The organism is Staphylococcus equorum (assembly GCF_029024965.1).
Taxonomy (GTDB): Bacteria; Bacillota; Bacilli; order Staphylococcales; family Staphylococcaceae; genus Staphylococcus; species Staphylococcus equorum.
Window position 1 is genome coordinate 459,612 of the sequence record NZ_CP118982.1, and the last position, 26,958, is coordinate 486,569.

Consider the following 26,958-nt stretch of genomic DNA (forward strand, 5'->3'; position numbering starts at 1 on the left):
TTAGGAGTGCATTTTTCACGTTGATTTGTTCGTTTGTGATAGTTATTTAAAAATAACAATGGTCTGTGTATTAATGTTTTTGTAATGAGTTGATATTGAAAAATTAAAATTTAAACGTATACTTGAAAGTATTAATTATGTTTCAAGTAGAGGAGTACGTGCATGGATATTAAACAGATGAAGTACTTTGTTGAAGTTGTAAATCAAAATAGTATGACAAATGCTTCCAAATCTTTATATATTGCTCAGCCAACGATTAGTAAAGCGATAAAAGATTTAGAAAAAGAATTGAACATGACACTTTTCGACCGCAGTAAACGACAACTTGCATTGACTGATGCTGGTAGGGTGTTTTATCAGAAAAGCAAAGAAATTTTAACGCTCTATAATGATTTGCCTAGAGAGGTTAATAGTCTACTTGGTTTAGAAACAGGTCATATCAGTATAGGTTTGTCTGCAGTGATGAACATGAATAAGTTTATTCATATACTTGGTGAGTTTCATCAAAAATACCCAAATGTTACATACAATTTAGTGGAAAATGGTGGGAAGATGATTGAGACTCAGTTAATTAAAGATGAGATTGATATTGGTATTACCACAATTCCAGTGGATCAGTCCATTTTTCACTCTGTGTTATTATATGAGGAAGAATTGAGACTCGTATTGAATAAAGAGCATAGATTAGCGAATTATGAACAAATAAACATGAGTATGTTAAAAGAAGAGGACTTTATACTATTTAATGAAGATTTCTATTTAAATGACAAAATTATTGAAGCGGCTAAAAATTCAGGATTTGTGCCAAATACAATTTCTAAAATTTCTCAGTGGAACTTTATTGAAAATTTATTAAGCGCACATCTTGGTGTGAGTATCTTACCAGAGAATATTGTGAATTTACTTGATGGTAATTTTAAAAGTATAAAAATTGATGACCCAGCAATGCGTTGGGAGTTAGGCGTTATATGGAAAAAGGAAAAATATTTAAGTCATGCGACTAAAAAGTGGATTGAATTTATGAAACAAAGGTTATAAAAATACCTATATAGGTTGGTTATGACTTTAGTCAGTCTTATGAGAGCAGGAAGAAATCAAGTTTTGATTTCTTTCTGCTCTCTTTTTTGTTTGCAACAGCATAAATAATCAAATGTAAAGTCATGTAAGTGCCGAAATAGCAGGGGCTGTTGAATGAAAAGCATGAGTATTTAAAGTTTCATTATTATTGTTTAATATAATGAAATATAATGTATTCAATCGCTTACATGAAAAAAAGTAATAGGTGTCATTGATAATCAATATTTTTATTATATTACGTACGGGCTTATACTAGTATATGTAATCAATAAAACACCAAATAAAAATGACGATAAAGGGATGATAAAAATGCAGATGTCACTAAAGGTAGTTAGAGTTTTATTTCAAATATTAATGATTATGGCTATTACGTATGCTGGAAATGTCTTGCAAAGTGTTCTGCACATTCCAATTGCAGGAAGCATCGTAGGCTTAATCTTATTTTTTCTCTTACTACAATTTAAAATTATCCCATCACAATGGGTTAGTAAAGGTTCGAATTTTTTCTTAACAACTATGGTATTTTTCTTTGTACCTTCCGTTGTAGGGGTCATGGATGTCGTATCTGAGATTAATTTAAATTTCATTTTATTCTTCGCAATGATTATTTTAGGAACTTGCTGTGTTGCTTTAATTTCAGGGTTTATAGCGGAGAAAATGGTTAGAACTACGGAATATGGGAATGGAGAAGATTAGATGACACTTTTAAATGCTTTGATAATGATTGTCTTAACAATTGTTATGTATGCTGGAGCTAAAAAATTACAGCAAAAATTTAAAAACCCGTTTTTAAATCCAGCACTCATATCTTCTATTGGTATTATTACGATCTTGCTTCTATTTAATGTAGATTATCAAGGTTATATGGTTGGCGGTCAATGGATTAATTATCTATTAAACTGTACGGTGGTTTGTTTAGCTTTTCCGTTATATCAGAACCGTCATAAAATATTAAAACATGCCAATATCATATTCAGTAGTGTCTTCTCAGCAGTGATATTAAACTTTGTGTTTATATTTTGCTTATTGAAAATATTAGGTTATTCAAGAGAAATTATTATGACGATGTTACCACGCTCTATGACTGCCGCAGTTGGTATAGAAGTTTCAAATCAACTGGGCGGGGTAGATACGATTACTGTTATGTTTATCGTCGCGACAGGGTTAATTGGTAGTATATTAGGGTCTTATTTATTAAAAGTGGGAAGATTTAAGACCGCTATTGCAAAAGGTTTAACGTACGGTAATGCATCTCATGCATTCGGTACGGCACAAGCATTTGAAATAGATGGTGAGTCGGGGGCTTTTAGTTCTATCGGTATGATTTTAACAGCCGTTTTAAGTTCTATTGTATTACCGATACTCGTCCTCTTATTATATTAAGTTTTAAAACGAACTAGATATTTTACTGCAAACAACATCAGAAGAATCAACGATTTAAAATGATTGAAATTTGAAAGGAGCTATTTTAAAAATGGCAAAAATTAAAGCAAATGAAGCATTAGTAAAAGCGTTGCAAGCATGGGATATTGATCATTTATATGGTATTCCAGGAGATTCTATAGATGCAGTCGTAGATAGTTTAAGAACAGTTAGAAATAATATTAAATTTGTTAATGTTAGACACGAAGAAGTTGCAAGTCTAACTGCTTCAAGTTATACGAAAGTGACTGGCAAAATTGGAGTAGCTTTAAGTATTGGTGGACCTGGTGTAATTCACTTACTTAACGGTATGTATGATGCGAAAATGGACAATGTACCTCAACTTATTTTAGCTGGTCAAACAGATAGTACAGCTTTAGGTACGAAAGCATTCCAAGAAACAGATATTAGCAAATTAGTTGATGACGTGTCAGTCTATAACCGTCAAATATCTGAAAATGACAAAGATATATTTGGTATTGTCAATGAAGCGATTCGTACTGCATATGAGAAAAAAGGTGTAGCCGTATTAATCTTACCGAATAACTTATTAACAAATAAAGTTAAAGATACAACAAATACAAAAGTGGACACTGCACCACCAGCACGTGTAACACCAAAACCACGTAGTATTAAAAAAGCAACTAAGCTTATCAATAAAAGTAAACGTCCGGTAGTACTTGTCGGTATGGGTGCTAAGCATGCCAAAGATGAACTACTTCAATTTATTGAAGCGGTGAAAATACCTTCAATTATCACGCTACCTGCGAAAGGTTTATTAGCGGATGCGCATCCTTATAATATTGGTAATCTAGGTAAAATCGGAACGAAAACATCTTACCAAACAATACAAGATGCCGACCTATTAATCATGATAGGTACGAATTATCCTTATGTGGATTATTTACCTAAGAAAAATATTAAAGCAATTCAAATTGATAACAATGCTGAAAATATTGGCCACCGTTTTGATGTGAATGTGGGTATTGTTGGTGACAGTAAATTATCATTGCTACAATTAACAGATTCAGTAAAACATGTATCAGAACGTGATTTCTTAACGAAAACATTAGAAAGAAAAGCAACTTGGGATGCATGGATGGCAAAAGATTTAGAAGATAACAGTAAACCCATTAGACCAGAACGTCTAATGGATGCAATTAACCAAGTAAGAACAGACGATGCAATCTTTTCTATTGATGTAGGTACATCAACAGTATGGTCAACACGTTATTTAAATTTAACAGTTAACAATAAATTTATTGTATCTAGTTGGTTAGGTACAATGGGTTGTGCATTGCCAGGTGCCATTGCTGCTAAAACAGCATACCCTAATCGTCAAGTTGTCGGTATTGCTGGTGATGGTGCATTCCAAATGGTAATGCAAGACTTTGCAACAGCAGTACAATATGACTTACCAATGACGTTCTTTGTGTTAAATAATCAACAACTTTCATTTATTAAATACGAACAACAAGCAGCTGGTGAATTAGAATATGCAATTAATTTCACTGATATTGATTACGCAAAATTTGCTGAAAGTTGTGGTGGCGTTGGTTACACATTAACTGACCCAAATAGAATTGACGAAGTAGTTGAAGATGCAATGTCGCAAGACCGTCCAACAATTGTCAACGTGTACGTTGATGAAACTGCAGCACCATTACCAGGCAAGATTGTGATGGATGAAGCAATGAATTATGGTAAATGGGCATTTAGATCAATTACTGAAGATGGAAAATTAGACCTAGAGGAGTTACCTCCAATGTCAACGGCGGTAAAACGTTTCTTCTAAACTTATATTTTAATTTAAAGCTACCAAACTATTTTATGCTTGGTAGCTTTCAGAGTGTCGACAAAGTCTCCGACTTTGTTGGCACTTTTTTTGTGCACGCTTTCCGCGGGCACAGCCTCAGCCTGTAGTCTTCGGCTAGTGCTTTTCCCGCAGGAGTCGGCACAAATTACTGCCATTTTTTACTTAGTATGTTACATAAAATTTTAGCGTTACATATCCTTATACATTAAAGTGGACACTTGAATGACTATTGAGTTAAATGTATAATGATATTCAAATATATACTTTAATGAGAGGTTGGAGGATATGAATAAAAATGAAACGTGTGAAGTTTTCTGTTATGACGAAAAAAAGGTTAATAAAGTACAGCATGATTTACAAAATATAGATATTTCCGGTGTTTCTCAACTTTTGAAAGCAATCGCAGACGAAAATAGAGCTAAAATTACTTATGCTTTATGTCAGGAAGAAGAATTATGTGTATGCGATATCTCAAATATCATTGGTGTGACGATCGCAAATGCCTCTCATCATCTTCGTACGCTTAATAAACAAGGGATACTCAAGTTTAGAAAAGAAGGGAAAATGGCTTTCTATTCGCTGGATGATGAACATATCAAGCAGATTATGATGATGGAATTAACGCATAGGAAAGAAGTGAGCGCTAATGTCTGAGCAGCAAGACAAAGTAACAAATAAAGAAAGTAGTACATATCGAGTACAGGGTTTTTCATGTGCCAATTGCGCAGGGAAGTTTGAAAATAATGTTAAAAAACTGCCTAATGTACACGATGCAAGTGTTAATTTTGGTGCCTCTCAAATCTCTGTGCAGGGTGAAGCAAGTATTGAAGAATTGGAAAAAGCCGGTGCATTTGAAAATTTAAAAGTAATACCAAAAACAACAACACGTACAACTTCGGATTCAAAAGATGAACAAAAAGAAAACATTCCGTTTTATAAGAAACATAGTATATTAATCTATTCGGCATTATTTATGTCGCTGGGTTTTATTTCTATGTTTATTAATGGAAATGAAAATATTATAACGGCGCTTTTATTTATTACATCAATGATTGTCGGCGGCGCTTCCATGATAACAACTGGTCTCAAGAATTTGATTCAATTAGAGTTCGATATGAGAACATTGATGACAATTGCTGTTATAGGTGGTGTCATTATCGGTGAATGGGCAGAGGTATCAGTTGTGGTGATTCTATTTTCGATTAGCGAATCATTAGAGCGATTCTCCATGGATCGAGCCAGAGCATCGATTACTTCATTGATGGATGTTGCCCCGAATAAGGCTTTAATCAAACGTGATAACCAAGAAATGACTGTACATGTTGATGATATTGTCGTTGGGGATGTTATGATTGTAAAACCAGGTCAAAAAATTGCGATGGACGGTATTATAATTGATGGCTACTCATCAATTAATCAAGCAGCAATCACTGGTGAATCTGTCCCAGTTGAAAAGTATAAAGATGATGATGTGTATGCAGGCACACTAAATGAAGAAGGATTTCTAGAAGTAAAAATTACAAAACGAGTTGAAGATACCACAATATCCAAAATTATACATCTCGTGGAGGAAGCACAAGCAGAACGTGCACCGTCACAAGCATTTGTAGATAAATTTGCAAAATACTATACACCTGTGATCATAATGATTGCGGCAATGGTTGCTTTATTGCCACCACTATTCTTTGAAGCAAGTTGGGATAAATGGGTATATCAAGGGCTTGCAGTTCTTGTGGTTGGATGCCCGTGTGCCCTTGTTATTTCTACACCAATAGCCATAGTATCGGCAATAGGTAATGCTGCGAAGAAAGGTGTACTTGTCAAAGGTGGTATTTACTTAGAAGAAATCGGAGCACTGAAAGCAATTGCATTTGATAAAACAGGCACTTTGACTAGAGGCGTTCCAGTCGTGACTGATTTCAAAGTTATCAATAATCGAGTGGATGAACGTGAAATAATGTCCATTATTACTGCATTAGAATATCGATCCCAACATCCATTGGCTTCTGCAATTATGAGTAAAGCGAATGCTGAACACATATCTTATTCAGATCTTATTGTAGAAGATTTTTCTTCTATTACAGGTAAAGGTATAAAAGGTAGAATAGATGGTCGTATGACTTACGTTGGGAATTCAAAAATGTTTTCAGAGTTATTAACTGCAAATAACTCTGAAAATAAACTTAGAAATTTAATTTCTTCTCTTCAAGAGCAAGGTAAAACAGTGATGCTAGCAGGAACGGATAAAGGTGTTGAAGCCATAATTGCTGTTGCTGATGAAGTGCGAGAAACGAGCCAACAAGCACTGCACAAACTACATCAGGTAAGTATTGAAAACACTGTCATGTTAACAGGTGATAACCAGAATACTGCGGGGGCGATTGGTAATCAAGTTGGTGTTACAGATATAAAAGCAGAACTTCTACCTGAAGATAAACTTAAAGTGATTAAACAATTAAAATCCAAATATAAACGCGTGGCTATGGTTGGAGATGGTGTCAATGATGCGCCAGCTTTAGCAGCTTCGACAGTCGGTGTCGCTATGGGCGGAGCAAGCACGGATGTAGCACTTGAGACGGCAGATGTAGTATTGATGGGAGATGATTTGAATAAGCTGCCATTTACGATTAAACTGAGCCGTAAAACGCTGAATATCATAAAAGCGAATATTACTTTTGCAATAATAATAAAAATTATTGCATTGCTTTTAGTTATTCCAGGATGGTTAACACTTTGGATCGCGATACTTTCAGATATGGGTGCAACGCTACTTGTGGCATTGAATGGTATGAGACTAATGCGAGTTAAAGAAGATGAGTAACATTTAAATAGATAATTTTTTCGTCAAACAATAAAAGCGAGTATTATCGAACAGTTTCGAGAAAGCACAATTCTTGGCTGAAACGTCCTTCTTCCAGAATATAAGTTAAAAGTTTAATTTCTCAAAATTGATATTGAGAGATTAAGCTTTTTTGTATACAATTACAGCGTAAAATATGAATAGAAGTGAGTACACTGTTCTCTGTTACTAGTCTATATATTAGGAGCTTTGTATAAAAAATTAACATGAGTGCTTATTTCGCATAAAATAGGCTATATAAGTATATAAATAGCAAATAGCGACGAATGCAAGTTTGAGAGAAGAAAGGAAGAACGTGATGTTTAAATCATTTTTTAAATCAAATCGTTTTAAAACACCACATACATATGCATTATTATTAATAATAATTGCTTTTTCAAGCTTACTTACATACATAATTCCGGCGGGGGAGTTTGCACGTGAGAAAAAAGATGGACAAACTCTAGTTGTTTCAGGATCTTATCAAGAAGTAGAACAGCATGGTGTATCATTTTTCGATATATTTCGTGCGATACCTGAAGGATTAATTAGTGGTGGAGAAATTGTATTTTACATCTTTTTAGTAGGTGGCGCCTTCGGTATCGTACATAAGACGGGTGCATTTGAAAATGGTGTCAATAAAGCGATGCAAGCATTAGGAACGTATAAAGGGCTTATGATTCCTTTAACAATGACTATCTTTTCTATTCTAGGATTTTCTATTGGACTAGCAGAAGAAACGATTATTTTCGTGCCAATTGGTATCATTATTGCCCGAACATTAGGCTATGATGCGCTTACAGGTGCTGCTATGGTAATACTTGGGGCAGCTAGTGGATTTATAGGTGGTATGCTCAATCCATTTACAGTCGGTGTAGCGCAATCTGTAGCTGAATTACCCATGTTTTCAGGTTGGGGGCTACGGACAATCATCTATCTGTTTATTTTAAGCGCCGCGATAATGACAGTAATGCTTTATGCTCGAAAAGTTAAGAAGGATAAAACTAAAAGTCTTGTTTATGAATTGGAAGAAGCAGAAAGTAATCTAGAAACCCAAATGTCCACACCACGCTTTACAAAAAGACAGGCAATAGGTTTAGGTTTAATCGTTGCAGCGATTGTATTAAACGTATATGGTATTTTTACTTATGGTTGGTCATTTAATGAAATGAGTGCGAACTTTTTACTAGCAGGTTTATTAGCAGGTTTCATTGGTGGTCTAGGGATGAATGGCACTTTCGATGCAATGATTGAAGGTATGAAAGATATACTATTTGGAGCAATGATTGTCGGCTTTGCTAAAGGTATTATTGTGATTTTAGAGAATGGTCAAGTCATCGATACAATTGTATATGGCATGACAACTTTATTAGCAGATATACCTTCTTCAATGGTAATCATAGCAATGTTTATATTACAATTTTGCTTGAATTTCTTTATACCATCAGGTTCAGGCCAAGCATTAACAACAATGCCCTTAATGGTACCTATATCTGACTTATTAAATATTAATAGACAAGTTACTGTGCTTGCCTTCCAATATGGAGATGCGATTAGTAATGTTTTATTCCCAACGTCGGCAATACTCATGGGCGCGTTAGCTGTTGGGAAAATTACTTACACACAATGGCTGAAATTTGCGTGGAAATTAATCGTGATATGGGTAGTGATTTGTAGTATCGGGATGTCTATTGCATTAATAATCGGCTACTGATTGCACATCATAGTGAAAAGAAGTTATAACATTTTGAAAAATAGAATGCGAATGGATATTGTATAAATTTTTGAAATAGTATATACTAAATTAAAACAAATCGTCATATTGCGTGTTACTGGTTAGGCAGGCATGAGCAAACAAAGCGACTATCAGGAATAGTCTGTTTGCTCATGCCTTTTTGTGTGCGTTTTGGCGAAAAAGATAGAGAAGGGATGTTTTTGTGTATGTTTAAAAAGTTTTTTGGACAATTGCAACGTATTGGTAAAGCGTTAATGTTACCAGTCGCAATTTTACCAGCTGCTGGTTTATTACTAGCAATTGGGACAGCAATTCAAGGGGAGTCCTTACAACAATACCTTCCATTTATACAAAATGGAGGAATTCAAAGTATCGGTGAGATGATGGCTGGCGCAGGTGGTATTATATTCGATAACTTGCCAATCATATTTGCGATGGGTGTTGCAATCGGGTTAGCTGGTGGTGACGGCGTTGCAGCTATTGCTGCGTTTGTCGGCTATATCATTATGAATAAAACGATGGGCGCATTTTTACATGTGTCACCAGATAATGTAAATGATGCAGCGAGTGGTTATGCGAGTGTATTAGGTATACCAACATTACAAACAGGGGTGTTTGGCGGTATTATCATTGGGGCGCTTGCTGCTTGGTGTTATAACAAATTCTTTAATATTTCATTACCATCATATTTAGGGTTCTTTGCTGGTAAACGTTTTGTGCCAATTATGATGGCACTGACTTCTTTTGTATTAGCATTCCCGATGGCTTTAATATGGCCAACAATTCAAACAGGATTAAATGGATTTAGTGAAGGGTTACTTGATGCCAATACAGGTTTATCTGTATTCTTATTCGGTTTTATCAAACGTTTATTAATACCGTTTGGTTTACATCACATTTTCCACGCACCGTTTTGGTTTGAATTTGGTTCATGGACAAACGCAGCAGGAGATATTATTCGTGGTGACCAACGTATCTTTATAGAACAAATTCGTGAAGGAAGTCATTTAACAGCTGGTAAATTTATGCAGGGTGAATTCCCGGTAATGATGTTTGGCTTACCTGCAGCAGCTTTGGCTATTTATCATACAGCGAAACCTGGAAGTAAGAAAGTTGTGGCTGGTTTGATGGGTTCTGCAGCTTTAACTTCGTTCTTAACAGGGATTACGGAACCATTAGAATTCTCATTCTTATTCGTAGCGCCATTATTATTCTTTATTCATGCAATACTGGATGGTTTAGCGTTCTTAACTATGTATCTATTAGACGTGCATTTAGGATATACATTCTCAGGTGGTTTTATAGACTTTGTATTATTAGGCGTGTTACCGAACCAAACAAATTGGTGGCTTGTGATTCCAGTAGGACTGGTATACGCAGTAATTTACTACTTTGTATTCCGATTCTTAATCACAAAATTCAATTATAAAACGCCTGGTCGTGAAGACAAGCAAGTTGAAGCTTCTACAGCAACAGCGAGTGAATTACCATTTGAAGTATTAGATGCAATGGGTGGCCAAGAGAATATTAAACATCTTGATGCTTGTATCACACGCCTACGTGTTGAAGTGAAAGAGAAGAGTAAGGTCGATGTTGCTGGATTGAAAGAATTGGGTGCTTCTGGCGTGCTTGAAGTAGGTAATAATATGCAAGCAATATTCGGTCCTAAATCCGATCAAATCAAGCATGATATGGCTATGATTATGAAAGGTGAAATTACAAAACCAACTGAAACAACAGTACCAGTTGAAGACGATAATAAAGTTACACATATGGATGATTTGGATGAAGTGGAAATTTACTCACCAGGTAAAGGTCAAATCATACCTTTATCAGAAGTACCTGACCAAGTGTTCGCTCAAAAAATGATGGGTGATGGTGTAGGATTTGTTCCTGAAGATGGAGAGATTGTGGCACCATTTGACGGTACAGTAAAAACAATATTCCCTACAAAACATGCGATTGGTATAGAGTCAGATGAAGGTATAGAATTACTTATTCATATTGGTATTGATACTGTTAAATTAGATGGTTCTGGCTTTGAAAGTATGGTGAGTACAGGAGACACAATTAAAAAAGGTCAAAAGCTAATGCAAGTTGATTTAGACTATATTAAAGCAAATGCACCTAGTATTGTGACACCATTGATATTAACAAACTTAGAAAATCGTACACTTGAAATAACTGATGTATCAGAAGTGAAATCACAACAATTGATTATGACAGTTAAACAAGACTAAATAATCATATTATATAGCATCTCAAACAGTTCGAATTGATAAGAATTCGAACTGTTTTTTATTTTACAAAATAAAATGTTGAAATATTCTGAAATTATAAATATCATAGGAGTTATGATTATATTAAAAATGAGGGTGAAATTATGAACTATAGACCATCAATGCAAGTGATGCCCAAAGTAACACTTGTGCCACCAGAGTCAAATATGGCTGAAGCATTATATCAAACAATTAAAGAAAATTTTTCACACTTAGAACCATTTCTAGAATTTATTACAGAAGATGTCACAGTACAAGACGAAAGTGCATATTTGACAATGATGATTCAACAACATGCAGACAATACAGGTCGTTTATTTCTTATTTATTATGAAGATGATCTTATAGGTACCATAGATTTACATAAAATAGATACGAAGAATCGCAAAGCAGAAATTGGTTATTGGATTGCTGAAGATTATACAGGTAAGCAAATTACAACGACGTGCGTGAAGTATATGTGCCATTATGCATTTGAAACGTTAAGCTTAAATAAATTGACTATTTTAGCCGATGTTCGAAATATACCAAGCAATAAAGTTGCTGAAAAAGTTGGCTTTTCTTTTGTTGCTACAGATTATCAAGATGTATTCGATGGAGAAATATTTAGAGATATGAACCGTTATATATTATTAAAAGAACAGTTCCACTAGAATAAATTGAACACTTTAACTGCAATTGAAAGGGGGATGGATATGGATATCACAAGAGGGATAAACCATATTGGATTGACGGTACCAGATATTGAAGTTGCAACTACATTTTTCAAAGAAGCTTTGGATGGCAAGATAGCCTATGATAGTCAAACCAAAGCTGATGATTCGCGATCAGGTTCATTTGTAGAACATGTCTTAGATATAGAACAAGGAGCAAAAATTATAAAAAAACGCATGATGGTGTTTCATAATGGACCTAATATAGAAATGTTTGAATTCAAAGATGCTACTCAGCAAAGTCCGGCATCATTACAAGATATTGGTTTTACACATATTTCATTTTACGTAGATGATTTTGAAACAACTTTTAATCGAGTGAAACAAGCAGGAGGCGAACCGATTTCGGCACCACACAGTAATACAAAATATGAAGATACAGCAAATAATAAAACCGTATATATACGCACGCCATGGGGGAGTTTAATTGAATTACAGACCATCCCTAATGGTTATTATTATCCAAATGACAGTGAAGCTGAAGTGTTTATACCTAAAAAATAAATATTATACTTTAATTAAGGGGAATCGATGATGCTACAAAGAAAATTAAATATCGCGAATTTAAAGACACCTATTCATAAATTAGAAACACTAAGTCAGTCATTAGGTAAAGACATCTATATTAAAAGAGATGACTATACAGGAACCGAAATTTCAGGCAATAAGGTAAGGAAATTAGAATATACAATACAGTATGTATTAGATAACGGTTATGATACAGTCATTACAACTGGAGCAATCACATCTAATCATGCGCGTGCAACTGCTGCTGTCTGCGCGCAATACAATATAGAATGCCATTTAATATTGAGAGGAACTAAGAAGTACTATGAAGGGAATTTGTTTTTGTCAACGATGTTAGGCGCTCATATACATTTTATAGAACCTAGCGCTTCAAGAGAAGAAACGATGGAAATATGGTATAGAGAATTAGAAGAAGCTGGCAAAACGCCATTTAAAATACCTGCTGGCGCATCTGACTGGATAGGCGCTCATGGTTATATTAATACTTATGAAGAAATATTAAACCAAGAAATCACGATGGGTGTTCAGTTTGATTCTATTAATTTAGCGGTAGGTTCTGGTGGGACATATGCTGGACTTTGGTTTGGCAAAACGAGTAATAATTTAGCGACTCAAATCATTGGATATGCTGTAAACAAAAATGCTGAAACCTTTAAAAATAAAGTGATTGAGATTATTAAAGATTTAGACAAGGACACGCCCTCGTTTGAATCGATTTTAATCAACGACGAATATATTGGTTTAGGATATGGTCAAGCAACGGATGAAGAACTTCAGTTTTATATCGACATTGCGCAACAAGAGGGAATAATATTAGATCCCACATATACTGGAAAAGCTTTTCGAGGTCTTGTTGAGGAAATAAAACAAGGTCATTATAATGATCAGCAATCCATTTTATTTATTCATACAGGTGGCTTACAAGGTTATACGCAAGAGATAAGAACGCGTATCGAACAATTACTGTTAAAAAACACCAAGTCACTATAATAGTCGTATGCTATATTTTAAAATATAATATGTTCAATTGCTAAAAGGATAGTAGCTATTTTAGAATATTGGGTTATTGTATTTTCGAAGCAAATACGTTGATTATTCATCTGAAAATGTTTCATAATGAGATACAATTTGTGTGACGAGGATGGTGTTTAAAAATGACGCGAACATTGACTACGATAGAATCATTTCACGCGTTTGTTAACAATCATAAATTGGCGGTTATACATGTAATGAGAGACAATTGTAGCGTTTGTCATGCAGTGTTACCACAAATAGAAGGACTTGTAGGTGAATATCCTAATGTGTCACTAGGGGTTATAAACCAAAGTAATTTAGAAGCTATCGCTGGTGAACTATCGATATTTACTGTGCCAGTAGATTTAATATATTTAGATGGAAAAGAAATGCACAGACAAGGTCGCTTTATTGATATGCAACGATTTGAACATCAGTTGAATTTGATGTATCAAAGTATAGATTAATGCATTGTAGCGTACAATTATATAAATTAATACAAAAATAAGACACCTCGTTTTAAAGTTACTCTAACATAACTTTAAAACGAGGTGTCTTATGTATAAAAATTATAATATGACTCAGTTAACACTACCAATGGAGACTGAAATTTTGATTCCTAACAATGATATCGCACATGCAGTTAATCAAATTGTTGAAACAATCCCAGAAACAGAATTCTACGAATTCAATCACTTAAATAGTGCATCACCTTATCACCCTAAAATGATATTGAAAGTAATTCTTTATGCTATACACAATCTATATTTTCTGGACGAAGAATTGAAGCTACACTTTCAGATAGTATTCGTATGATGTGGTTATCTCAAAATCAAAAGCCATCATATAGAACAAAAACGCATTGATAATGAGTCCATCTTTGTGTTGTTGATACTTGTAATAACACAAAATAATTAAATTGTTTAAAATAAAAATGTGAGTAATTAGATAAAAAGTTTCATATTTTTTATGAATAATGTATGATAAAGAATATTAATAGTACAATAGGGGGATGTATATGCGAATAGAAAGAATCTGTCCTGATGAAGCAGAGGAACTATATACTTGTATGAAGAAAATCGACCAAGAAACGCAATATATGTTGTATTTGCCAGATGAACGTAGCTTTGATAAAGAAGTATTTATTGATGATATTAAGCGTAATTTTTATATTGGTGTTAAAACAGAGGACAATGAAATCTTAGGATATCTTTCTGTACATATTAGTACATTATTTAAGGTGAAACATATTGGTTATATTATGACAGGACTCGTTAATAATAAGCAACAGCAAGGTTTATCAACAAAAATGTTTGATGAAACAATTAGGTGGGCAAAGCGCAAGGGGTTAAGACGCTTAGAATTAAATGTGATCACATCGAATACACCTGCTATAAATTTTTACGAAAAATTAGGATTTAAAATCGAAGGTATTAAGCGTGAATCAATTTATATGGATGAACATTACTATGATGAACTCTATATGGCAATGATATTGGATTAGGATTTTATTCCTAATGCTACGCGCATGTTGTAGATGTCAGGCGAAAAGACAAGGTAAGGTTGAGAAATCAACGATATATACATAAAATTAAAATATTGAATATAAATAATTGCTTTTACTAAAAATATGAACTTCTTTATTATAAAATATATATCAGACGAATTGAGGAGGTTATATATTTTGTTTAAAAAAATTATAGGATTAACGAGTGTTGGCGTAATAACTTCCTACTTTTATGCTAAGGTAAAAGAAAAACGTAGCTATAAAAGCTTTTTATATGAAGCAACAATAAGAGCTACACAAATGAAAAAGCCATTTGAAAGTGTAGAAAATGCGAGGAAAATGTTGAAAGTTGTGATGAGAGATACAGAAGGGCCACACAAAGGCACGGATTATAGCTTTCGAAACGATGTTCGAACTACAACCATACAAAATGCAACGACGTATATAGTGAATGATAAAGCAGATAGCCAGCAGCGAGTTGTACTGTATTTACATGGAGGTGCGTGGGTCCAAGACCCTATCAAAAAGCACTTTGAGTATATAGATATACTTGCAGATGAATTGGACGCGAAGGTCATTATGCCTGTATATCCCAAAGTACCACATGCAACTTACAAAGAAACGTTTGGATTGCTTACTGAAATCTATATAAATATAATTGCTCAAGTAGAACATCCACAACAAGTGATTATCATGGGTGATTCTGCAGGCGGTCAAATTGCATTATCATTTGCGCAATATATCAAAACATTAGAATTAGAACAGCCAAGTCACATTGTATTGATTTCTCCCGTTTTAGATGTGACCTTATCTAATCCTGAAGCACCTGCGTATGAAAAAATAGATCCTATGTTGGCTATTAAAGGTACACAGTGTTTCATAGAATTGTGGACAGGTGATACACCATTAACAGATTGGCGGGTTTCTCCAATCAATGGTTCATTAGATGGCTTAGGACATATTACGATTTCAATAGGTACAAAAGAAACGTTATATCCAGATGCAGTGAAATTATCGAACTTATTAAATGAAAAAAATATCGAACATGATTTCTTACCAGGTTATAATTTATTCCATATTCATCCAATCTTTCCAATTCCGGAAAGACGACAATTTTTAGAACAACTAAAGCAAATTATCAATAATCATTAAGAATAATTTATCTTTTAATCTAAAAATCTTTATAAATTAATCTATATAAATAAAAGGGCTTTCCATTTTTTGGAAAGCCCTTTTAGAGTGCCATAAAGTTTGGGGTTTTGTTGGCAGTTTTTTGTGTGCACATTCCGCTGTCACAGCATTAGTTCGTAGTCTTCGGCTAGTGCTTTATTAACTAGTCAGGAGTCGGCGCAAAGCACTATAATTAGTAAAAAGAAAAAAATAATCAAACTATTCATTGTTATTGTCTGAATTCATATATAAAATATTGTTTCTTAAGTCATTTTAGGAAATGATACGGATTAGCAGTATCATTTATTTATTTTTTAAATAAGTTGGGAAAAATTCTGTGAATAAATCAATAAATGCTAAATATACATCTTTTTCTACATATTCATCTACTTGATGCGCTTGGCTGACTAAACCAGGGCCATACATAATAAATGAAAAGTCTTTATCTTTATCTACAAGTAGGTCGGAAGCATCGGTTACACCTGGTGAAGCTTCTAAAGGTAAATCAGTATTTAAATATTTTGTACCCATTTCGTGAGCTAATTCTGCTAGTTTATTTTGACCAGTTGTATAAACAGGGGGTCTAGACATGTAAGTGTCGATTTCAATATCTGTTTGATCAGTTTCAACTTGTTTTAAAATCTCATTAAAATAAGAAATGAATTGTTCGTTATCATGTTCTGGAATAGTACGGATATTAAATTCTGACTCAGCGTGTTCTGGAATAGAGTTCACTTGGTTACCGCCATTAAAGATAGTAGCATTCATAATGACATTACCTAAAAGGGTATTGCTTTTGTTGAACTTTTCAAAACCTTCATCTGCTTTATAAACAAATTTCACAAGTGGCGAAATAGCATTAAACCCGAGGTGTGGCATGGAACTATGCGAAGCCTTACCTTTTGAAGTAACACGAATGTCCATTGAACCTTTATGCGCATAAACAATTCTATCTTGAGATGGTTCGGCAATAACGAGCGCTTCTACATCTTTCATATAGCCATGCTCTTGGAAAGCTTTTGCGCCTTCACCGACGATTTCTTCGCCTGCAGTTGCGAGCAAACGAATTTTACCATGGTCTAATAATTCTTGTTCTTTGATATCAATCAAGCTGATGACCAATGCAGCAAGTCCTGATTTCATATCTGCAGAACCACGTCCATAAAATTTATTATCTACTTCAGTTAATTTGAATGGATCATATGTCCATTTATTTTTATCGCCTTCTGAAACGACATCCATATGCCCAGAAATACCTAGAACTGGTCCATCTTTACCAATCTCTGCTATTAAATTTGCGCGCGTATCGTTGATTTTAATTATTTTGGAGTCGATACCATGTTTAGATAATAAATCTTTAAGATATTCACAAACTTCAACTTCATGATCATTTACAGATTTAATACTTACTAAATCTTCTAGTATTTGAACTTTTTCTGCTTCTGAAAATTTACTCATCTTAATAAAACCCCTTTTCATAAAATAATAACTATCAATTTAATTATATCTGAAGATTCAGACTAATAAAATTTTAAAGTATCGAAATAGGAGATGAATAATAAAGGCGAATTTTATTTGAGTTTTTAGTTATATTTTGAGCACATATCGTATATTTAACAAAAAAATCATACAGGACTCTTAGAAAAAGTGCGATCTAGGGACCCTGTATGAGTATTAACATTGTGTGATAAAGCTTCTGTTTTTAATGGTTTAGTAAGACTAGATTGTAATTCATCAGGTACGCTATTACTTTCAGTTGTTGTCTTTTCAGGTGAAGATTCATTATTGTATTCTACATTTTCAATGTTTGTAGGATTGGCAGTATCTAATACTGCACCCTTCATATCATTACCTTGAATACTTCCAACTAAAATCAAAATGAGATAGCTACAAGTGATAAGAAATACAACAACAAGATATATAGAAACTACTAATTTAACAGATTTACTCATAAACTGCCTCCTAGATAGATTTATTGCTCCCTACACATATAAGATAACATTTGAATTTTAATAGCATGTTAAGAAGTAGTAAATATTATATATTTGTTTATGGCAAAAAATCCCCCATTACTAAATTAAATTAAATTTTTTAGAAAAAAGTATTTATTTTTTCTAAAAATAAAAATGCCATTATATAAGGGTTTATAAAGATAAAAGATGAATATTACATGTTTTGTAAATTTGAATTTACGAATAATTAATCTATACTTCAAACAATTTATATTAAATCAATAACTACATGGTAGGATAACCGTATTGATAGGTAGGAATTGTTTAAATGTTGTGAATGCTATTTTTAGTTGATACATCTTCACTATGTATTAATAACATGATTAACCTGCTTTGATATTTACATAAAATTAAATACGCTGCTGAAAAGAGGGATAAAATTTGCTACTCATCATCATATGCGTAGGTCTAATTCTTTGGCTAGGTATTGTTGAGAAAAAACAACATTCCTACAGATTAGAAAAAGTACCGATACGCATAAATATAAATGGTATAAGAGGTAAATCTACTATAACTAGATTGATTTACAGTACACTACGTGAGGATGACTACCGAGTTATAGGTAAAACTACAGGAACAGATGCACGTATGTTGTATTGGTTTACACCAAGAGAGTATCCAGTTTATAGGAAGCCTCAAGGAGCAAATATCGGCGAACAACGTGATATTATTCGCAAAGTTGTAAAACAAAAAGCCAACGCCTTAGTAAATGAATGTATGGCAGTTAATCCAGATTATCAAATTACATTCCAAAAAGACTTAGTGAAAGCAAATATTGGTGTGATTGTAAATGTGATGGAAGATCATATGGATGTGTTAGGACCGACGTTAGATGAAGTTGCCGAAGCATTTACAGCGACCATTCCATACAAAGGACATCTTGTAGTAATGAAAGATGACTACACTAAATTTTTTGCTAAAGTTGCTAAAAAACGTAAAACAAAATTAATCGTTGTTGATAAAGAAGAGGTGCCCGAATCCTATCTAAGAAAGTTCGGTTACATTGTATTCCCAGATAATGTTGCAATTGCTATGGGTGTTGCCGAAGCAATGGGTATAGATCGAGATACAGCCTTGCGTGGCATGTTAAATGCACCCCCTGATGTTGGAGCGGTTGAAGTTAAATACTTTAACGCTAATAATTCAACTAACGTTTATGTTAATGCATTTGCTGCAAATGAACCGAAATCTTCAAAAGCAATATTAGACAAAGTTGAAACTTATAATTATCCTTATAAAAAAATTGTACTTATATTAAATTGTCGTTCCGACAGAATCGACAGAACGAGACAATTTTGTGAAGATTTTTTAAAGGATGTCGAATTCGATACATTAATTTGTACAGGTAAAAGTACTCAAATGGTCAACGATGTAATGGAAGGCCAGCCGAATAAGAAGTATTTAAACTTCGAAGGTAAAGATATAAAAGAAGTTGAGCGCGCATTATATAAAGAGTCTCAAAATGCCTTGATTTTCTGTGTTGGTAACATTCACGGGCCAGGTAAAGAAATAGCGCAATATATAGAAGGGATCAAATAATATGATAGGTTCAGAGTTATATTTTTCATTATTTGTGGGCATTGTACTAAGTCTAATCTTTGCCGAAAAATTTGGTATTAGTCCAGCTGGATTAGTAGTACCAGGATATTTAGCGCTGATTTTTGATCAGCCGATTATGTTACTATCTGTACTCATTATTAGTTGCATTACATATTTCATTGTTAATCATGGTGTAAGCAAAATCGTAATTTTATATGGTCGTAGAAAATTTGCGGCAATGATACTTACTGGTATGGTATTAAAGTTTGTATTTGACATCATTTATCCCTTAACTCCATTTGAAATGGTGGAAATGTCAGGGATTGGCGTTGTTATTCCAGGTATCATAGCAAATACAATTCAAAAACAAGGTGTCATTATTACTTTATCTACATGTATGTTATTAACATGTATTACTTATGTCATCTTATTCTTTTATAGCTTTATCAATTAGTAAGGAGCATAAATATGAAGCAATCTAAACGATTTACTATAGAGGAACGGGTATTAAAATGGACGAAACGTCACAAAAAACGCAACTCTATATACACCGGCATTATTTTAATAGGGGCAATTGCACTTTTAATATTCACTATGTCATCACAAGAAGTTGAACCAGTTCAAGCTATGAAGAAAGCCAAAGATGATATAAGGATGACTTATTTAGGTAATATAGAAATGAATAAGCACATAAGGAAAAACAATATTAACGATACCTTTAGTCCGATAGAAAGTGTTTTAAATGCAAGTGATTACTCAACAGCAAGCTTAAAACTCACCAATTTTTCAGAAGATAGAAAAGCAAATATTAATAAGAATTTAGAGAATGTCATGTTTTTAAGGGGGTTAAATATTAAAAGTTTAAATATTATTAACCAGGTCACCGATAATATAACAGCGAGAGAGTTTAGTAGAGCGGTAGAAGGGCAGGCTGGTTATAATTACTTAACTGGAAATGGTTCGAATCCTATTAATAGTAAAACAGTACAACAAACAGTTAAAGGTAAAAAAATTGCCAATGTTTCGTTTACAGATGTTGAGTCTGATTACACTGACTCCTTGAAGAATACAACTTCGGTAAGTTTAGAACCGGATATTTATATTCCATTAATCAAAAAGTTAAAAGAGGAAAATGATTACGTTGTAGTCAATGTCGACTGGGGAATAACGGATGAACGTGCTGTTACAACGCGACAAAAGAAATATGCACATTCACTTGTTGATGCTGGTGCAGATGTAATTATTGGTCACAACTCAGTGATTCAACAGATTGAAAAATATAAAGGTACTAGTATTTTTTATAGTCTTGGTAACGTAACGTCTGAGGATTTTTTATCTAAGAATAAACAAGGCTTGGCTGTTCAACAAAATTGGAATGGTAAGGATTCAGAATTTATGGTAACACCAATTAAATCACAGGGCGGAAAAATAACAGAATCCAATCCTAACAAAGTGGAAGAAATTAAATTATTGAACAATATTGAAAGTAAAAGTGTGGATCTAAAAAAAGAGAATGGAGGTTACGTATATGAACATTAAAACACAATGGGTGGGTATTACAGTAGTTTCAATAGTGTTAGTCATCTTTTTATTAATTGTATTTGCTCAAGCGAATGAAGGTTTAGATCAATATGAACAAAATGAACTTAAAACATCGCATCACCAATATTTGTCTAAAGGAGCTTAAGTATGAGTATTTATAATAAAAAAACGCTCATCGCAATCTTACTCCTTACTATAATTATTTCTTTTATCTTTTTTATAGCAACCAAAGAAGATAATTATAATAAAGATGAATTATATGAAAATAAGATTGCAGATCATGATCAGAACCCATCAGATGAAAATTACGGTGTTGCTTCGAATAATCCAATAGCAAGCCGTGTTGGGGAGAAAATTATTAAAGACGGAGGCAATGCTGTTGATGCTTCCATGGGTGTTTCATATGCATTAGCAATAACCGAGCCTCACTCATCTGGTTTAGGCGGTGGAGGCGCGATGTTAGCCTATGATGGCAAACCGAATGTTGCGCCAAAGCAATGGCAATACAAAGATATTTCATCGTTTAAATATGATGAGAAAGACGAAATAGGTACACCAGGCTTTGTACGTGGGATACATGATGCACATAAAGAAGTGGGTAAAATGGATGAAGAGAAAATTTTAAACTATGTGATTCCATTAGCAGAAGAAGGTTTTGAAGTTGATTCAGAATTAGAACGCAGTTTAAAATTATACGGTTCTGATGTTGATAGGGACTCACCATTCTTTGAAGGTGATAAAACCAAAAGAGAAGGTGAAGTAGTTAAACAGCCAGAATTAGCTAAAACAATCAAAGGAATTAGAGATCATGGACCAGACTATTTCTATGATAAAGTGGGCGAAAGTGTTTCTGATCAAGTAGATGAAGAAATAACTGAAAAAGATTTTAATAGTTATAAAACCACGAAAAAAGAACCGGTTAGCACAGATTATTTAAATACTAAAGTTTATTCTGCATCTAATCCATTGGGTGGCACACTGATGCTTCAAGGTTTAGAAATAGATGAAGCAACAAACAATCAAGTGCCGCAAAATACCCAGTCTGCGCCAGAAAATGAGCAAATAGACCCAAATAATCAAACTACCCCTAATAACCGTTTAGATTATATTACTGGTATTTTAAAATCGAGAGCACTTATGTATCGAAATAGAGATATAGTCAATGGACAAGATGAAGATTACGATGAATACTTATCTCAAGATTATTTATTAGGCAAACTAAATGAAGTGAACTTTGAAAGTAATTTCAATACAAATAATGTAGATAATACAAGTACAACACACTTTGTTGTAGTTGATAAAGAGGGCAAAGTAACAAGTACTACTAATACATTATCAAGTTTCTTTGGTTCAGGTGATTTTATGAAGGAAGGTTTCTATATGAACAACTCCTTATCAAACTTTTCTTCTGATCCTTTAAGCCCTAACCATGGAGGGAAACATAAAACACCTAGATCATATACAGCTCCAAGTATAGTCGTGGGTCCTGATTATTATATGGGTATTGGGACGCCAGGAGGTAATAAGATTCCTACCACAACCAACGAAGTGCTGATAGATTACTTAAAAGGTAATGGCACGCTTCAAGAGTCAATAGATAAGCCACGCTTTTACAATGATGGTGGTACAGTGTTTTATGAAAATGCTATGAGTAAGGCAGATGTTTCTATTTTCAAAAGTTTAGGTTTTAAAGTAGAAGAAAAACGAAATGATCCTAACTTTGGTAGTGTTCAAGCAGCACTTTACAATAAAAATGATAAGACTGTAGAAATAGGACACGATGTTGGTAATAGATAAATAAGGCACAAGCTAAATGAGTTAGTTTAGTGAAAAAAACAAATTTGATGGCAAAAAATGAAAAGGTAGATTTCCTTAAATAGGAAATCTGCTTTTTTGCCATATCATTTTAAATAAGTTTAGGATATTAGTCGGAAATAAATTTTATAAAGTTCTGTAATATTTATTATAAAAGTAAAGATATGGTTTGAAATTAGAAAAAAACTATATTAACTGGTACGGGGATGGATATAAGTAGAAAAAGACTATAATAGTTGGTAATATAATGTTTATATAATACATTTTATGAGTACAGTGTAAAAATGGACTTATAAAACAGATTTATATAGCTAAGTTATTTAATAATAAAATTTGAAAAATAAAATAAAAACTGAAAAAGCAACAACTACATAGGAGGGAAATATATGATATATGCTGGTATTTTGGCTGGAGGTATTGGATCAAGAATGGGAAATGTTCCATTACCAAAACAATTTTTAGATTTAGATGGGAAACCTATTCTTATTCATACAGTAGAGAAATTCTTATTAACAAGTGAATTCGATAAAATCTATATTGCTACACCTCAAAAATGGATTTCTCATACAAAAGATACTTTACGTAAACATAATATTAATGATGACAGAATTAAAGTTGTTCAAGGCGGCGAGGACCGTAATGAAACGATTATGAGTATTATAGAAGCAGCAGAAGCTGAAAATGGTATTACTGATGAAGATGTTATTGTTACACATGATGCAGTTAGACCGTTTTTAACACACCGTATTATTAAAGAAAACATAGCAAGTGTTTTGAAATATGGTGCTGTAGATACTGTAATAACAGCTACTGACACAATCATCACATCAGAAGATGGTGAATCCATAAAGTCTATACCAGTTAGAAGTGAAATGTATCAAGGTCAAACGCCTCAATCTTTTAATATTAATTTGTTAAGAAATAGTTATAATGAGCTTTCGAGTGACGATAAGAAAATTATGACAGATGCCTGTAAGATACTAGTTGTAGCAAACAAATCTGTAAGACTAGTTATGGGAGAATTATACAATATAAAAATAACGACACCTTATGATCTTAAAGTTGCTAACTCAATCATAAAAGGTGGGATGTCGAGTGATTAATCAAGTATATCAACTCGTTGCTCCGAGACAATTTGAAGTAACATATAATAATGAAGACATTAAAAGCGATAAAGTTATTATAAGACCACTGTATTTGTCAATTTGTGCAGCAGATCAAAGATATTATACAGGTAGTAGAAATGAAAAAGTGCTGAAAAACAAGCTGCCAATGTCATTGATTCATGAAGGTGTTGGTGAAGTTGTTTACGATAATAAAGGTGTGTTTGAGATTGGTACGAGAGTTATCATGGTGCCTAATACACCAGTAGAAAAAGATAATGTCATAGCTGAAAATTATTTGCCAAGCAGTAAATTTAGATCTAGTGGTTTTGATGGATTTATGCAAGATTATGTATTTATGGATTACGATAGAGTCGTTGAAATAGATGATAGCATCGAAGATTTAAGTACAATTGCTTACTCTGAACTAGTTAGCGTAGCTTGGCATGCAATTCAACGTTTTGAACGTAAATCAATTTCATATAAAAATAGTTTTGGTGTATGGGGAGATGGGAATTTAGGTTATATAACAGCTATTTTACTTCATAAACTATATCCAAACGCTAAAATTTATGTTTTTGGTAAAACGGATTACAAGTTAAGTCATTTTTCATTTGTAGAACATATATATCACATTCATGAAGTTCCGGAAAATGTTTCATTTGACCATGGTTTCGAATGTGTAGGCGGTAAAGGAAGCCAGTCAGCGGTGAATCAGATTATTGATTTGATTTCTCCAGAAGGGACAATTAGTTTGTTAGGCGTAAGTGAATATCCAATAGAAGTAAATACACGTCTTGTATTAGAAAAAGGTATAACGATGTTTGGTAGTAGTAGAAGTGGTGCACAAGATTTCAGAGATGTTGCTCAATTTTATAAAGACAATCCTGATGTCGTTGAAAAATTAGCACTTCTAAAAGGTAATGAATTTGATATTAAAACAATTAATGATGCGGTAAAAGCATTTGAAACAGATTTATCAACATCATGGGGCAAGACTGTGCTTAAATGGACAATGTAAAGAACGTGAATATATAAATATAAATAACTGAAAATTTGAATTTATCTTTATTTTAAATTAGTTATTAATATCGATTCTATGGTTATAAAACTAATTAATTGAACAAGAGAGGGTTTTTAAAATTGAGCAAATCTAAAATAATAATTGATGACATCTATTGGGAGCGAATTCAATTATTTATTGAAGGTCACGTTAACGATATTGAGCTTAACAAGAAAAATTTTGTTTTGCGAAATTTGACTGAAACTAAAGAATTAGCAGCAAATGATGTGAAAATTGAAGGAAACAAGTTTAAAGCACGCTTTAATGTGGCGATTTTAGATGATGGAAACTATCTTCCATCTGGTGAATATCTCATTGTCTATAAAGACGATTATGATTATATTGCACATATCAATGAAACATTACTGAATCCTGATAGTTATGAATTAGATGATACACAACTAGAAGAATATGCAGCAGAAGAAACACAAAATGGAAAAAATAATTATCTTTTGACGCATTATGAGTTCGTATTTAAAAAAGGTGGCAATTCTAAGAAAACAGAATATATTGTTCAGCCAATGATTTCAAGCGAAGTAAATGAATTTGTATTAAATATTGATTTTAAAGCGCCTTTACCAAAAGTAAATCCAGTTAAGAAAAAAATAATAGATTTGCGTTTGAAATACAATAGATACTCTTTTAATGTGCGTAATTTTGTATTTCAATCTATATTTAAAGTAACTAAATTTTTCCACTTAAAAAAAGGCAATACAGTATTATTCACTTCTGATTCAAGAGAATATATGTCAGGTAACTTTGAGTATGTATATAATGAAATGTTACGTCAAAATTTAGATGAAAAGTATAAAATTCATGCCTTGTTTAAATCGAATATTTCTGCAAGAAGAAATTTCATAGATAAGTTTAAGTTTCCGTTTTTATTAGGTAAAGCAGATTATATTTTCGTAGATGATTTTCATCCACTATTATATACAGTGAAGTTTAGAAAAAGCCAAGAAATTATACAGGTTTGGCATGCAGTAGGTGCCTTTAAAACAGTTGGATATAGCCGTACTGGTAAAAAAGGTGGGCCGTTCTTTAATTCCGTCAACCATAGAAATTATACAAAAGCCTTTGTCTCATCTGAAACAGATATTCCTTTTTATGGGGAAGCGTTTGGCATTAAAGAACAGAATATTATACCAACAGGCGTGCCTAGAACAGACATTCTTTTCGATGAAAATTATGAAAGAGAAATTGTAGCTGAAATGGAGCAAGATTTACCTATCATTAAAGGTAAAAAAGTTATTCTATTTGCACCAACATTTAGAGGCAGTGGCCACCACACAGCACATTACCCATTCTTTAAAATAGACTTTGAGAGATTTGCACGTTATTGTCGTGAAAATAATGCAGTTGTGCTGTTCAAAATGCATCCATTTGTGAAAAACAGATTAAATATACCTAGAGAATATGAACAATATTTCGTAGATGTATCAGATTTTAGAGAAGTTAATGACATTCTATTTGTTACAGATATATTGATCAGTGATTATTCTTCTCTTGTATATGAATTTGCAGTATTTAAACGTCCAATGCTCTTTTATGCATTTGACCTTGAAGACTACATTACTTCGCGTGATTTTTATGAACCTTATGAAACTTTTGTTCCAGGTAAAATTATCGAATCATTTGAAGATTTAATTACGGCATTAGATAATAGCGATTACGAAGTAGAAAAAGTATCACCTTTCTTAGACAAACATTTTAAATATCAAGACGGGCGCTCAAGTGAACGTTTAGTAAGAAATGTATTTGGAAGTTAACTTATAGTACAACTA

General features: G+C 33.1%; 24 protein-coding genes and 1 pseudogene. 23 read left to right on the top strand and 2 right to left on the bottom strand.

The window, feature by feature from the left end; all coding sequences use genetic code 11:
• The first annotated feature begins 162 nt into the window (after positions 1 to 162).
• The 15 genes and pseudogenes from cidR (at position 163) to PYW44_RS02120 (ending at position 16,082) form a co-directional block, all read left to right on the top strand.
• Positions 163 to 1,038, top strand: coding sequence for a cidABC operon transcriptional activator CidR (cidR, locus tag PYW44_RS02050; protein WP_002506652.1), 876 nt, complete (start codon positions 163 to 165; stop codon positions 1,036 to 1,038).
• Positions 1,039 to 1,386: 348 nt separating this feature from the next.
• On the top strand, positions 1,387 to 1,773 hold the full coding sequence (locus PYW44_RS02055; RefSeq protein WP_021338622.1) for a CidA/LrgA family protein: 387 nt from the start codon (positions 1,387 to 1,389) through the stop codon (positions 1,771 to 1,773).
• Positions 1,774 to 2,460 carry an LrgB family protein gene (locus PYW44_RS02060; protein WP_115075946.1) on the top strand — a complete coding sequence of 229 codons (687 nt, stop codon included), beginning with the start codon at positions 1,774 to 1,776 and terminating at the stop codon, positions 2,458 to 2,460.
• A 91-nt stretch (positions 2,461 to 2,551) separates the two neighbouring features.
• The gene (locus PYW44_RS02065; protein WP_002506655.1) at positions 2,552 to 4,294 is read left to right on the top strand and encodes a pyruvate oxidase; all 1,743 of its coding nucleotides are present in this window, start codon (positions 2,552 to 2,554) and stop codon (positions 4,292 to 4,294) included.
• Between the two features lie 306 nt (positions 4,295 to 4,600).
• Positions 4,601 to 4,969, top strand: a complete 369-nt coding sequence (locus PYW44_RS02070) for an ArsR/SmtB family transcription factor (protein WP_115075947.1) — start codon at positions 4,601 to 4,603, stop codon at positions 4,967 to 4,969.
• Positions 4,962 to 7,136 carry a heavy metal translocating P-type ATPase gene (locus PYW44_RS02075; protein WP_115075948.1) on the top strand — a complete coding sequence of 725 codons (2,175 nt, stop codon included), beginning with the start codon at positions 4,962 to 4,964 and terminating at the stop codon, positions 7,134 to 7,136. Before PYW44_RS02070 ends, PYW44_RS02075 begins: the two co-directional genes overlap by 8 nt.
• A 337-nt stretch (positions 7,137 to 7,473) precedes the next feature.
• Positions 7,474 to 8,868, top strand: a complete 1,395-nt coding sequence (locus PYW44_RS02080; RefSeq protein ID WP_021338619.1) for a YfcC family protein — start codon at positions 7,474 to 7,476, stop codon at positions 8,866 to 8,868.
• A gap of 227 nt (positions 8,869 to 9,095) precedes the next feature.
• On the top strand, positions 9,096 to 11,129 hold the full coding sequence (gene ptsG, locus PYW44_RS02085) for a glucose-specific PTS transporter subunit IIBC (RefSeq protein ID WP_021338618.1): 2,034 nt from the start codon (positions 9,096 to 9,098) through the stop codon (positions 11,127 to 11,129).
• A 143-nt stretch (positions 11,130 to 11,272) separates the two neighbouring features.
• On the top strand, positions 11,273 to 11,821 hold the full coding sequence (locus PYW44_RS02090) for a GNAT family N-acetyltransferase (RefSeq protein ID WP_021338617.1): 549 nt from the start codon (positions 11,273 to 11,275) through the stop codon (positions 11,819 to 11,821).
• A 42-nt stretch (positions 11,822 to 11,863) separates the two neighbouring features.
• The gene (locus tag PYW44_RS02095) at positions 11,864 to 12,385 is read left to right on the top strand and encodes a VOC family protein (protein WP_021338616.1); all 522 of its coding nucleotides are present in this window, start codon (positions 11,864 to 11,866) and stop codon (positions 12,383 to 12,385) included.
• Between the two features lie 30 nt (positions 12,386 to 12,415).
• A complete protein-coding gene (locus tag PYW44_RS02100) occupies positions 12,416 to 13,399 on the top strand; it encodes a D-cysteine desulfhydrase family protein (protein WP_021338615.1) in 984 nt (327 codons plus the stop codon).
• 164 nt (positions 13,400 to 13,563) lie between these two features.
• On the top strand, positions 13,564 to 13,890 hold the full coding sequence (locus tag PYW44_RS02105) for a thioredoxin family protein (RefSeq protein WP_021338614.1): 327 nt from the start codon (positions 13,564 to 13,566) through the stop codon (positions 13,888 to 13,890).
• Between the two features lie 91 nt (positions 13,891 to 13,981).
• Positions 13,982 to 14,277 (top strand): annotated as a pseudogene (locus tag PYW44_RS02110) (transposase); the annotation flags it as partial.
• Between the two features lie 164 nt (positions 14,278 to 14,441).
• The gene (locus PYW44_RS02115; protein ID WP_021338612.1) at positions 14,442 to 14,927 is read left to right on the top strand and encodes a GNAT family N-acetyltransferase; all 486 of its coding nucleotides are present in this window, start codon (positions 14,442 to 14,444) and stop codon (positions 14,925 to 14,927) included.
• A 180-nt stretch (positions 14,928 to 15,107) separates the two neighbouring features.
• Positions 15,108 to 16,082, top strand: coding sequence for an alpha/beta hydrolase fold domain-containing protein (locus tag PYW44_RS02120; protein ID WP_021338611.1), 975 nt, complete (start codon positions 15,108 to 15,110; stop codon positions 16,080 to 16,082).
• A gap of 321 nt (positions 16,083 to 16,403) precedes the next feature.
• Here the strand turns inward: PYW44_RS02120 and PYW44_RS02125 are convergent, their stop codons facing one another.
• Positions 16,404 to 17,558: an ArgE/DapE family deacylase gene (locus PYW44_RS02125; protein WP_115075949.1), complete on the bottom strand. Its 1,155-nt coding sequence runs from the start codon at positions 17,556 to 17,558 to the stop codon at positions 16,404 to 16,406.
• Positions 17,559 to 17,725: 167 nt separating this feature from the next.
• On the bottom strand, positions 17,726 to 18,052 hold the full coding sequence (locus PYW44_RS02130; protein ID WP_021338609.1) for a hypothetical protein: 327 nt from the start codon (positions 18,050 to 18,052) through the stop codon (positions 17,726 to 17,728).
• Between the two features lie 441 nt (positions 18,053 to 18,493).
• On the opposite strand from PYW44_RS02130, the gene pgsB reads away from it, so the two are divergent.
• The 8 genes from pgsB (at position 18,494) to tarL (ending at position 26,943) form a co-directional block, all read left to right on the top strand.
• Positions 18,494 to 19,651, top strand: coding sequence for a poly-gamma-glutamate synthase PgsB (gene pgsB, locus PYW44_RS02135; protein WP_002506666.1), 1,158 nt, complete (start codon positions 18,494 to 18,496; stop codon positions 19,649 to 19,651).
• A gap of 1 nt (position 19,652) precedes the next feature.
• Positions 19,653 to 20,105: a poly-gamma-glutamate biosynthesis protein PgsC gene (pgsC, locus tag PYW44_RS02140; protein ID WP_002506667.1), complete on the top strand. Its 453-nt coding sequence runs from the start codon at positions 19,653 to 19,655 to the stop codon at positions 20,103 to 20,105.
• A gap of 14 nt (positions 20,106 to 20,119) precedes the next feature.
• Positions 20,120 to 21,190 (top strand): CapA family protein, encoded by a 1,071-nt coding sequence (locus tag PYW44_RS02145; RefSeq protein WP_002506668.1) that lies wholly within the window; start codon positions 20,120 to 20,122, stop codon positions 21,188 to 21,190.
• A complete protein-coding gene (locus tag PYW44_RS02150) occupies positions 21,180 to 21,338 on the top strand; it encodes a hypothetical protein (RefSeq protein ID WP_021338608.1) in 159 nt (52 codons plus the stop codon). The genes PYW44_RS02145 and PYW44_RS02150 overlap by 11 nt, the downstream gene beginning before the upstream one ends.
• Positions 21,339 to 21,340: 2 nt before the next feature.
• On the top strand, positions 21,341 to 22,990 hold the full coding sequence (locus PYW44_RS02155; RefSeq protein WP_021338607.1) for a gamma-glutamyltransferase: 1,650 nt from the start codon (positions 21,341 to 21,343) through the stop codon (positions 22,988 to 22,990).
• Between the two features lie 404 nt (positions 22,991 to 23,394).
• Positions 23,395 to 24,111 carry a D-ribitol-5-phosphate cytidylyltransferase gene (locus tag PYW44_RS02160; protein ID WP_002506671.1) on the top strand — a complete coding sequence of 239 codons (717 nt, stop codon included), beginning with the start codon at positions 23,395 to 23,397 and terminating at the stop codon, positions 24,109 to 24,111.
• On the top strand, positions 24,104 to 25,132 hold the full coding sequence (locus PYW44_RS02165) for an alcohol dehydrogenase catalytic domain-containing protein (protein WP_021338606.1): 1,029 nt from the start codon (positions 24,104 to 24,106) through the stop codon (positions 25,130 to 25,132). The genes PYW44_RS02160 and PYW44_RS02165 overlap by 8 nt, the downstream gene beginning before the upstream one ends.
• A 122-nt stretch (positions 25,133 to 25,254) precedes the next feature.
• A complete protein-coding gene (gene tarL, locus PYW44_RS02170) occupies positions 25,255 to 26,943 on the top strand; it encodes a teichoic acid ribitol-phosphate polymerase TarL (protein ID WP_021338605.1) in 1,689 nt (562 codons plus the stop codon).
• Positions 26,944 to 26,958: the final 15 nt, after the last annotated feature.